The following is a 9,764-nucleotide window of genomic DNA, read 5'->3' as shown; positions in this document are numbered from 1 at the left end:
GAGCAGCTCGAGGCGCAGACCCGCCGCGTCGAGGCGGAGCAGCGGCGCTACGACATCTCGGAGCTGCGCTACCGCAAGGGCGTGGACAGCTACCTGAACGTGCTCACCGCGCAGCGCGACCTGTACGGCGCGCAGCAGCAGCTCATCCAGACGCGGCTGGCCCGCTTCCAGAACTCCATCGGCCTGTACCGCGCGCTGGGCGGCGGCTGGCTGGAGCGGGGTGCGGCCGCGGCGGCGAGCACCCCCGCCCCGGCGGCGCCGGAATCCCCCGCGACGCCCGCGCCCGCCGCCCCGGCCCCGGCCCCGGCCGCGCCGCAGCAGGGCTAGCGGCCGCCGGCGCCCTGCGCCGCGTCGCCGGGGGCGACCACCGTCACCCGGTAGACGCGGCGCGCGCCGAGCGGCGAGCCGCCCGCGGCCGAGCAGGTCGTGGTGCCCGGGCCGACGCCGCGCAGCGCGCCGCCCTCCGGCGAGTCCGCGCCCACCGCCACCTTCGGATCGTCGCAGAGGATCGCGCGCGGCGGGCACTGCACGGTGCCCGTCGGGCAGAGGGGCTTCACCTCGCCCACCTTCAGCGTGAGGGGGAACGGCGCGTCGGCGGCCGGCTCGCCCTGCGCGCGCGCGGCCGGCGCGGCGGCGAGCGCGAGGGCGGGGAGGCACCAGCGGACGGCACGGCGGAGCGCGGTCATGCTCCCCTCATAGCGCATCGCGCCCGCCCCGGCGCGCCCGGACCCCCGGCGGCCCGCGCGCCGGTCGCCGCACGCAGGTTTTCTGAATGTGCCGGCTCGTCATTTTGTCATGGTCTAATCCACGACCGAGCCCCTAGATCCGCCGGGAACTCTCCCGGAGGCACGTCTTGGTCGAATCGATCGGCTCCCCCACCCTGTGGATCGGCTTCCTCGCCTTCGTCGCGCTGATGCTGGCGCTCGACCTGGGCGTGTTCCACCGGAAGGCGCACGTCATCCGCGTGCGCGAGGCGCTGGGCTGGAGCGTGGTGTGGGTGACGCTGGCGCTCGCGTTCAACGCGCTGGTGTGGTGGAAGTTCGGGGCCGACCGCGGCCTCGAGTTCCTCACCGGCTACCTCATCGAGAAGTCGCTCGCGGTCGACAACATCTTCGTCTTCGTGATCATCTTCTCGGCGCTGGGCGTGCCCCCGCTCTACCAGCACCGGGTGCTGTTCTGGGGCATCCTGTCCGCGCTCGTCCTGCGCGCCGGGATGATCTTCGCCGGCACCGCGCTGCTGGCCCGCTTCCACTGGACCATCTACGTGTTCGGCGCGCTGCTGGTCGCGACCGGCGTGAAGCTGTTCCTCGGCCGCAACGAGGCGCCGGACCCCACCGGCGGCCGGCTCATGCGCCTGGTGCGGCGGGTCATCCCCTCCACGCACGCCCTGCACGGCCCGCACTTCCTCACGGTCGAGAACGGCCGCCGGGTCGCCACCCCCCTCCTGCTCGCGCTGGTGCTGGTCGAGATCTCCGACGTCATCTTCGCGGTGGACTCCATCCCCGCGATCTTCGCGGTGACGCTCGACCCCTTCATCGTCTTCACCTCGAACATCTTCGCCATCCTGGGCCTGCGCTCGATGTTCTTCCTGCTGGCCGGCATGGTGGAGCGCTTCTCGGGGCTGAAGACCGGCCTCTCCGCGGTGCTGGTGTACGTGGGCCTGAAGATGCTGGCGATGGACTGGGTGAAGGTCCCGCCCGCGCTGTCGCTCGCCATCGTCGCCGCGCTGCTCGTCGCCCCCGTCCTGTTCGGCGCCTGGCGCGACCGCGCGCGCGTCCACCGCGCCGCCCCGGCATCGGGTAGAGTCCTCGGGCCGTCCCGACCCGAGGAGAGCCGATGACCCGCACGCCCTGGATCGCCGCCGCCGCGCTCGCGCTCACGCTCTCCGGCTGCGCCTCCGTCGCCGCCCAGCGCGCGCGCACCCGGTACCTGGAGGCCGAGCTCGACAAGCTCCGGTACCCGCAGCCGGCGGAGGAGATCTGGGGCGACGTGCGCCGGCTGCTCATGCAGAAGGAGTTCCCGCTCGCCGACGAGGAGGATCCGCGCGAGGGGATCCAGGGCCTGGTGGTGAACCTGTTCACGCCCGCCCGCCCCACCGAGATCGACAAGGCCGGACGGCGCAAGCTCGACACCGGCTGGCGGAAGGACCAGACCCGCGTGCACGCCGAGGCCTCGCCGGGCGAGGGCGGCGTGCAGGTCCGGCTGACCCGCCTGGTGGAGGACCAGACCGAGCACGGCCACGGGAAGCCCCACCGCGACGTGGACCTGGAGCTGGAGCTGGCCCGGCTGCTCGCGCCGCAGGAGGCCGCGCGCATCGAGGCCGGGATCCCGAAGCCTCGCTAGCCCCGGCGCCCAGCACCCGGCCCGGCGCGGCGCCGCCGCGCCCGCGCCGGTACATCCGAGCCATGCCCCTCCTCGTCTCCGTCCGCGACCTCGTCTTCCGCTCCAAGATCCACGCCGCCGCCGAGCGGCTCGGCGTCCCCGTCCGCTTCGCCCCGCGCGGCGCCCGGCTGTCCGACGCCGCCCGCGAGCTGGGCCAGGGCACGGTCATCGCCGACCTCTCCGAGCCCGGCGTGCTCGACGAGGTGCGCGCCGCCCGCCAGGCCGGCCTGCCGGTGCGGATCATCGGCTTCCTCGGCCACGTGGAGGTCGAGCTGGCCGGCGCCGCCCGCGCGGCCGGCGTGGACGAGGTGATCTCGCGCGGCCAGTTCGTGCAGCGCCTGGACGCGCTCCTCACCGAGCACGCCGGGTAGCGGGCGATCGCGGGTTGCCCGCGGGGCGGCCTGCTGCGATGGTGCGTTCCCGATGTCCTCCGAGCTCGCCTACATCGCCCTGCTGTTCGCGCTCTTCGTCATCCCCAAGGCGCTGCAGCGCTTCCGCATCCCCGGCGCCATCACCAGCCTCCTGCTCGGGCTGGCGGCCGCCCGCGCCGGCCTCTTCACCGGCGACCCCACGCTGGCGCTGCTCGCCACGCTGGGCATCACCGGCCTGTTCCTGTTCGCCGGCCTGGACGTGGACGCGAAGGACCTCCGCCGCGGCGCCGCGCTCGTCGCGCAGCACCTCGTCATCCAGGCGCTCCTGCTCGCGGGCGTGGCGTGGGCCATCGCCGCCGCCACCGGGGTGGACTGGCGCCCCGCCACGCTGGTGGCGCTCGCGCTGGTGACCCCCTCCACCGGCTTCATCCTCGACTCGCTGCAGTCGTTCGGCCTCGACGCCGACCAGCGCTTCTGGACGCGCACCAAGGCGGTCGCCACCGAGCTGCTCGCCCTGGCGGTGCTGTTCGCGGTGCTCCAGTCCACCTCGGCGGCGCGCTTCGCCGGCGCCACCGCCGCGCTGCTCGCGGTGGTGGTGCTCATCCCGCTGGTGATGCGCGCGTTCGCGGTGGCGATCGCGCCGTGGGCGCCGCGGTCCGAGTTCGCGTTCCTGGTGATGCTCGCGGTGATGGCGGCGTTCGCCACCCGGAAGCTGGGCGTGTACTACCTGGTGGGCGCGTTCCTGGTGGGCGTGGCGGCGCGCCGCTTCCGCGAGCGGCTGCCGGCGTTCTCCTCCGACCGCCTGCTGCACGCGGTGGAGGTGTTCGCGTCGTTCTTCGCGCCGTTCTACTTCTTCAGCGCCGGCGCGCACCTGCACCCGGAGCTGCTCACCCTCTCCTCGCTCGCGGCCGGCCTGGTCTACCTCGCGGCCATGATCCCGCTGCGGGTGGGCCTGGTGGCGGTGCACCGCAAGCTCGCGCTCCGCGAGCGCCTGGGCCAGGCGCGGCGCGTCGCGACCGCGCTGCTGCCCACGCTGGTGTTCTCGCTGGTGCTGGCCGAGATCGTGATCGAGCGCTTCGAGGGCGTCCCGCCCTGGCTGGTGGGCGGGATCATCCCGTACGCGCTCCTGAACACGATGATCCCGGCGCTGACGCTGGGCGCGACCGCGAGCTTCGAGGAGGTCCACCTCGACGTGACGGTGACCGAGCCCGAGCCCCAGGCGGCGCTGGCCGCCGCGCCGCCCGCGGCCGGGCCGGGCCAGCCGGGCTGAGCGGCCGCGGCGCGGCTCACACCGCCGCGCTCGCCGCCGCCGCGGCCGGAGGCTGCACCGAGCGCACGCGGAGCTCGACCTCGCGCCCGTCCGGCAGCGTCCAGGAGATGGACTGGCCGGTGGACAGCCCGAGCAGCGCCGCGCCGATGGGCGCCAGCACCGACAGCCGGCCCTCCCGTAGGTCGGCCGCGGTCGGGTAGACGAGCGTGACCTCCCGCAGCTTGCCGGTCGCGCCGTCCTCGTAGACGACGCGCGAGTTCATGGTGACGACGTCGGCCGGCACCTGGCCGTCCGGCACGCGCACGGCGCGGTCGAGCTCGGCGTCGAGCCGCTCCGCCGCGGCGGCGTCGCGGCCCTCCTGGTGCTGCTCCACCAGGGCGCGCAGGCGCTCGTGATCGGTCTCGCTGACGTAGATGCGGTCGCGGCTCATGGATCCTCCAGTCGCTCGGGCCGGGCCTGGCCCGGGTGTGTCCAGCGGTGAATGCCCGCGCGCGGCCTCGAGCGGCGGCGCGGCGTACGGGCGGTGCTGCGATGCGGTGGTGCGGGTGGGGCGCGCCTCGGTCCTGCGCTCTAGCGCGAGGGGATCGAGGCGCCCTGGCCGAGGAAGGCCGTGCCGTGGGCGCACGGGCGCCCGCTCGCGATCCGCCGGGGCGGGGCGAGGCAGGGGCGCCGGGAGGTATGGACGGGCGCGTGCACGGTCCCTCTGATGTAGCCGCGCGCGCCGAGAAGATCAACCGCCCACCAGCCGGACCACCACGTCCCGCTCCGCCGGGCAGGTGCCGCGGCCGTCGCAGTTGCTGGTGGTGAGCCAGAGCGCGCCGTCGGGCCCCTCGACCACCTCGCGGATGCGCCCCAGCCCCGCCGGCGGATCGCCCACGAGGTAGACCTCGTGGGCGCGCAGCCCGCCGCGGCCGTCCAGCACCACCCGGTGCAGGTGGCGCGACCGGAGCGTCCCGAACAGGAAGCTGCCCTTCCACTGCGGCACCGCCGACCCGCGGTACACGCTCCCGCCGCCCGGCGGCGCGGCCGCGCGGAACGAGAGGATCGGCGCGACCGTCCCCGACTCGGCGTCGCAGCCGGACACCGCCGGCCAGCCCAGGTCGTCGCCGGCGCGCGCCACCGTCACCTCGTCCTGGCCGGTGCGGGAGCGCTCCCCGCTCGGCCCGTGGTCCGCCAGGATCAGCGTGCGTGCGTCGAGCCAGTCGAACGCCTCCAGGTTGCGGAGGCCGGAGAGGAGCACCGCGCTGTCCGGCCGCGGATTCCCCGGCGCGGGCGCGCCGTCGGGGGTGATGCGCAGCAGCTTTCCGCTCGGGCTCGCCGCGTCGCGGGCGCGGTCGGGGTGGCCGCCGTCGCCGGTGCCGACGTAGAGCATGCCGTCGGGGCCGAACCGGATGCGCCCGCCGTCGTGGTAGCGGGCGGCGGGGATGCCGTCGAGCAGCACCTTCTCTCGCGTCGCGGCGCGGCCGTCGGCCGAGAACCTCCAGCGCGTGACCTGGTTCGCCGGCGCCCCGCTCGCCTCCACCGTCGCGTACAGGTAGAAGCGCCGGTTCTCGGCGAAGCGCGGATCGGCCGCGATCCCGAGCAGCCCACCCTCCCCGCCCGGCGCGATCTCCACCGTGGCCACCGGCTGCGGCTCGAGGCGCCCGCCGCGGATCAGCCGCACGCGCCCCGGGCGCTCGGTCACCAGCACGTCGCCGCCGGGGAGGAAGGCCAGCCCCCACGGCACCTCCAGCCCGCTCGCCACCCGCTCGACGCGGATCGGCACCGCGCCCGCCGCCCCGAAGCCCTGCTCCACCATCGTGCAGCCGGGCGCCGCCGTGCGGGCGGGGGCGGCGCCGCAGGCGAGCAGGAGCGCGAGCGGGGCGAGGGCCGCGAGGACGGTGCGCATCCCGGGGATCTACGGGCGCGCGTCACTCCGCGCCGGGGTCCTGCGGAGCCGGCGCGACCACCACCGGGTCGGCCTGCTCGGAGCGCGGGGCGAGCGCGTCGACGTCGATGAGGTGCCCGGACCGCCGCGCCTTGGTCTCCAGGTAGAAGCGGTTGTGCTCGCCCGGCGGGATGACGTGCGGGATGCGCCCGCTCACCTCGACCCGGTAGGCGGTGAGCTGCCGGAGCTTCTCCGGGTTGTTGGTGATGAGCCGGATGGAGCGGAGCTCGAGGCCGTGGATCATGTGGGCGGCCACCGCGTAGTCGCGCTCGTCGTCGCGGAAGCCGAGCGCGAGGTTCGCCTCCACCGTGTCGAGCCCCTGCTCCTGGAGCGCGTACGCGCGGATCTTGTTGATGAGCCCGATCCCGCGCCCCTCCTGGCGCAGGTACAGCAGCACCCCGCGCCCCTCGCGCTGGATGGCGGCGAGCCCCTCGGTGAGCTGGTCGCGGCAGTCGCAGCGGAGCGAGCCCATCACGTCGCCGGTCAGGCACTCGGAGTGGAGGCGCACCGGGACGTCCGATCCGCCCACCACGTCGCCGTGCACCAGCGCCACGTGCTCCTTCGCGTCGCGGTTGTTCCAGAACGCCACGATCCGGAACGGGCCCGCGCGCGTCGGCAGCCGGGCCACCGCCACCACGCGCACGCACACGCGGCCCGGCCCGAAGCCCTCGCACTCGTGGTCCCGATCGCGCAGCACGAGCTGCGCCAGCGCGTCGCCGCCCCCGGTCATGCCCCCTCCCCCGCGAGGATCCGCCCCGCCAGCGCGCGGCCCGAGCGCCACGCCGCCTCGACCCCGCCGCCCGGCGCGAAGCGATCGCCCGCCACGCCCAGCCGCGCGCCGCCGGGCAGCGCCAGCAGCAGCGGGCGCGCCAGCTCCGCGGCGAGATCGGTGCGGGCCCAGCGCCAGCGGTGCGGGTGCGCGGTGCGCGGGTCCGCGGCCCACGCGCCGAGGAGGCGCGCGGCCTCGTCGAGCACGTGGCGCGGCCAGTCCGGATCCTCGAGGTGGAGGCGCGACCAGGCCGGGTGGGCCTGGAGCGCGAGCACGAGCAGCGGCGAGCCCGGGCGCTTGCTCGACTCGTGCGAGACGACCTGGACGACGCGCGAGGTCTCCGGGTAGCTCACGTGCCACGGCGGGCGCGGCGCGCCGGGCCCGTACGCGGCCAGCAGCGCGAGCGCGCAGTGGCTGGACGCCGTCGCGAGCAGCGCCCGGGCGGCGGCCACGGCGGGCGGGGCCGGCAGCACCGTGGCGAGCAGCTCGTCCGCCTGCTCGGCGGCGAGCGCCAGCACCGCGACCTCGGTCTCGAGGAACGAGCCGTCGTCGAGCCGGAGCGCCACGGTGCCGTCGCCGGGCACGAGGCCGACCACCTTGCGCTGCAGCCGCAGCTCGAGCCCCTCCGCCAGGTGGCGCGGGAACGCGTTCACGCCCTCCGCGAAGGCGCGGCGCACTTCACCCGGAGAGAACGCCTCGGGCTGGCACGGCGCGCCGCTGCCGTGCACGTCGGCCGGCCAGTCGAGCCGCGTCGCGGGCACCGCGTCGAGCGCGGCCAGGAACGCGGGGTCGCGCCCGTGCAGGAACACCGGGCCGTAGTCCACCGGCTGGCCCTCCAGCGCGCGCGTGGCGCAGCGGCCGCCCACGCCGCGCGCCCGGTCCAGCACCAGCGCGCGCCGGCCGCCCTCCGCGAGCGCCCTCGCGCAGGAGAGCCCGGCCACGCCGGCCCCGACGATCACCACCGGCGATCCCTCGGTCCCCGCCATGGGTGGGAGTGTAGACCGCGCGCGGGCCGCCGTTCGCACCACGGATCGGGCGCGGCGTTTCGCCGGGCGGGTCGTGCGGCGCCGCCGCGCGCGAACCGGCCGGGCGCCCGCACGTCGCGGGGCCTCTCGCGCAGCGGGACCTGTTGGGGCGGGCGTCCATCTCCCGCGGCGCGAGCCGCGGATCGAGGCAAGATTCCCCCCGCCGGGTGCGCGTGAGCGCTCGCGCGTGACGGCGCCGCACCTCGTGCTTCGAACGATGAGCGACCCCAACGACCATCGCCCGACCCCGGGCGGCCCGGGGCACCTGCTGGAGCAGGAGCAGCTCCTCCGCCTCCTCGTCGACAGCGTGAAGGAGTACGCGATCTTCATGCTGGATCCGGCGGGCCACGTCCTCACCTGGAACCCGGGCGCGGAGCGGATCAAGGGGTACCCGGCGCGCGAGATCGTGGGGCGGCACTTCGCGGTGTTCTTCACGCCCGAGGACGTGCGCCGCGGCAAGCCCGAGGCGGAGCTGCGCGAGGCCGCCGAGCAGGGCTCGAGCGAGGACGAGGGCTGGCGGGTGCGGCGCGACGGCACGCGCTTCTTCGCGAGCGTGGTGGTCACCGCGCTGCGCGGCCCGGACGGCGCGCTCCGCGGCTTCGCGAAGATCACCCGCGACCTCACCGAGCGCCGGCGCGGGGAGGAGGCGCGGCGCAACCTCGCCGAGGCGCGCGAGGCGGTGCGCTCGCGCGACGACTTCCTGGCGGTCGCGTCCCACGAGCTGCGCACCCCGCTCACCTGCGTGCAGCTCGTGACGCAGTCGCTCGCCCGCCAGACGCACGAGGGGCAGCCGGTCACGGTCCAGCAGGTGGAGCGGCTCGAGCAGCTTCAGCGCCACGTCGCGCGGCTGGGCGACCTGGTCAGCGGGCTGCTCGACCTCGCCGAGATGTCGCGCGGCGCGCTGCAGCTCGAGCCGGCCCCGTTCGACCTCTCCGAGCTGGTGCAGGAGGTCGCGGCCCGGTTCGAGCCGGACGTCCGGCGCAAGGGGGCGGCGCTGAGCGTGCACGCGCCCGGGCCGATCCCCGGCCGGTGGGACCGCCGCCGGGTGGGCGACGCGATCGCGGCGGTGCTCGGGAACGCGGTGAAGTACGGCGGGCGCTCGCCGATCGAGATCACGGCCAGCCGCGACGACGGCCGGGCGGTGGTGGTCATCGAGGACCGGGGGCCGGGCATCGCCGTCGAGGACCAGTCGCGCGTGTTCGAGCGGTTCGAGCGCGCCGCGCCGGTGGCGCACTACCCGGGGCTCGGTGTCGGCCTGTGGACGGCGCGGCAGATCCTGAACGCGCACGGCGGCGAGATCGCGGTCGAGAGCGCCGCGGGCAAGGGCGCCCGGTTCTCGCTGCGGCTTCCGCTCGAGTCCCCCGCCTGACGGTGGGGCACGCCGGTAGGCAGGACGGCCGGGCGACTTCCGGTTACCATCCCCCCGTGCCCGCACCCCACGTACCCGACACCTCCAGGGGCAAGCCGCCCGATCGCGGGGGGACCCCCGCCCGCTCGCGCGCGCTCGAGCTCGCCATCCTCGTGCTGGCGCTGGCCGGCGCCGGCCTCGCCGCCGAGCTGACCCTCCTGCACGGCCGCGCCCACGCCGGCGGCGCCTCCAGCTTCTGCGCCATCTCCGAGCGGGTGAACTGCGACAAGGTGGCCCTGAGCGCCTGGTCGTCGCTGCTCGGGGTGCCCCTCGCGGCCTGGGGCCTCCTGGCGTACCTCGTCATCGCCGCGCTCGCCGTCTCGGCGCTGCGCCGGCCGCGCGCAGAGGCGGGCTGGCCGGCCGGGCTCCTGCTCGCCGCGTCGGCCTTCATGGCGGCGGGGGCGGTGTTCCTGGCGGCCATCTCCGAGCTGGTGATCGGCTCGCTCTGCATCGTGTGCGCGGGCTCGTGGCTGGTCTCGTTCGCGCTCGCCGGCTGCGCGTTCGCGCTGGCGCGGCGCGCCGGCGGCCCCTCCGCCGCGATCCGGGCGGACGTGGCCGCGCTGCGCGCGCGCCCGCTCGCGTCCGCCACCGCCGCGCTCGTGCTCCTCGCCG

At 76.2% G+C, this 9,764-nt stretch carries 12 protein-coding genes; 7 read left to right on the top strand and 5 right to left on the bottom strand.

Annotation, left to right across the window (positions count from 1 at the left end; genetic code table 11):
* Positions 1-327: TolC family protein (locus PSR1_RS18595; RefSeq protein ID WP_160309037.1), on the top strand; the 327-nt coding region annotated here is incomplete at its 5' end.
* Here PSR1_RS18595 and PSR1_RS18590 read toward each other — a convergent pair.
* Positions 324-686, bottom strand: a complete 363-nt coding sequence (locus tag PSR1_RS18590; RefSeq protein ID WP_059438932.1) for a hypothetical protein — start codon at positions 684-686, stop codon at positions 324-326. The two genes, PSR1_RS18595 and PSR1_RS18590, sit on opposite strands and share 4 nt — an antisense overlap.
* Before the next feature lie 227 nt (positions 687-913).
* Here PSR1_RS18590 and PSR1_RS18585 point away from each other — a divergent pair, with 227 nt between their 5' ends.
* The 4 genes from PSR1_RS18585 (at position 914) to PSR1_RS18570 (ending at position 4,023) form a co-directional block, all read left to right on the top strand.
* Entirely contained in the window at positions 914-1,840 is a 927-nt protein-coding gene (locus PSR1_RS18585) for a TerC family protein (protein WP_237758139.1), read from the top strand.
* Positions 1,837-2,343, top strand: a complete 507-nt coding sequence (locus PSR1_RS18580) for a hypothetical protein (RefSeq protein WP_059438930.1) — start codon at positions 1,837-1,839, stop codon at positions 2,341-2,343. The genes PSR1_RS18585 and PSR1_RS18580 overlap by 4 nt, the downstream gene beginning before the upstream one ends.
* Positions 2,344-2,405: 62 nt before the next feature.
* On the top strand, positions 2,406-2,753 hold the full coding sequence (locus PSR1_RS18575) for a hypothetical protein (RefSeq protein WP_059438929.1): 348 nt from the start codon (positions 2,406-2,408) through the stop codon (positions 2,751-2,753).
* Between the two features lie 52 nt (positions 2,754-2,805).
* Positions 2,806-4,023, top strand: a complete 1,218-nt coding sequence (locus tag PSR1_RS18570; protein ID WP_059438928.1) for a cation:proton antiporter — start codon at positions 2,806-2,808, stop codon at positions 4,021-4,023.
* Between the two features lie 16 nt (positions 4,024-4,039).
* Here PSR1_RS18570 and rnk read toward each other — a convergent pair whose 3' ends face one another.
* From rnk to PSR1_RS18550, 4 genes are all read right to left on the bottom strand, one after another.
* The gene (rnk, locus tag PSR1_RS18565) at positions 4,040-4,453 is read right to left on the bottom strand and encodes a nucleoside diphosphate kinase regulator (RefSeq protein ID WP_059438927.1); all 414 of its coding nucleotides are present in this window, start codon (positions 4,451-4,453) and stop codon (positions 4,040-4,042) included.
* Between the two features lie 300 nt (positions 4,454-4,753).
* On the bottom strand, positions 4,754-5,911 hold the full coding sequence (locus tag PSR1_RS18560) for a sorbosone dehydrogenase family protein (protein ID WP_059438926.1): 1,158 nt from the start codon (positions 5,909-5,911) through the stop codon (positions 4,754-4,756).
* A gap of 22 nt (positions 5,912-5,933) precedes the next feature.
* Positions 5,934-6,680 carry a GTP cyclohydrolase II gene (gene ribA / locus PSR1_RS18555; protein WP_059438925.1) on the bottom strand — a complete coding sequence of 249 codons (747 nt, stop codon included), beginning with the start codon at positions 6,678-6,680 and terminating at the stop codon, positions 5,934-5,936.
* Positions 6,677-7,705: an NAD(P)/FAD-dependent oxidoreductase gene (locus tag PSR1_RS18550; RefSeq protein ID WP_059438924.1), complete on the bottom strand. Its 1,029-nt coding sequence runs from the start codon at positions 7,703-7,705 to the stop codon at positions 6,677-6,679. The genes ribA and PSR1_RS18550 overlap by 4 nt, the downstream gene beginning before the upstream one ends.
* A gap of 256 nt (positions 7,706-7,961) precedes the next feature.
* Here PSR1_RS18550 and PSR1_RS18545 point away from each other — a divergent pair, with 256 nt between their 5' ends.
* Together PSR1_RS18545 and PSR1_RS18540 are read left to right on the top strand one after the other, a co-directional pair.
* The gene (locus tag PSR1_RS18545; protein WP_059438923.1) at positions 7,962-9,113 is read left to right on the top strand and encodes a PAS domain-containing sensor histidine kinase; all 1,152 of its coding nucleotides are present in this window, start codon (positions 7,962-7,964) and stop codon (positions 9,111-9,113) included.
* A 56-nt stretch (positions 9,114-9,169) separates the two neighbouring features.
* On the top strand, positions 9,170-9,764 hold a 595-nt coding region (locus PSR1_RS18540; RefSeq protein ID WP_272946371.1), incomplete at its 3' end, for a vitamin K epoxide reductase family protein.

The sequence above is a fragment of the Anaeromyxobacter sp. PSR-1 genome, from assembly GCF_000964525.1.
In the GTDB taxonomy this organism is placed as follows: Bacteria; Myxococcota; Myxococcia; order Myxococcales; family Anaeromyxobacteraceae; genus Anaeromyxobacter.
This window is presented reverse-complemented; position numbering and strand designations above follow the sequence as displayed.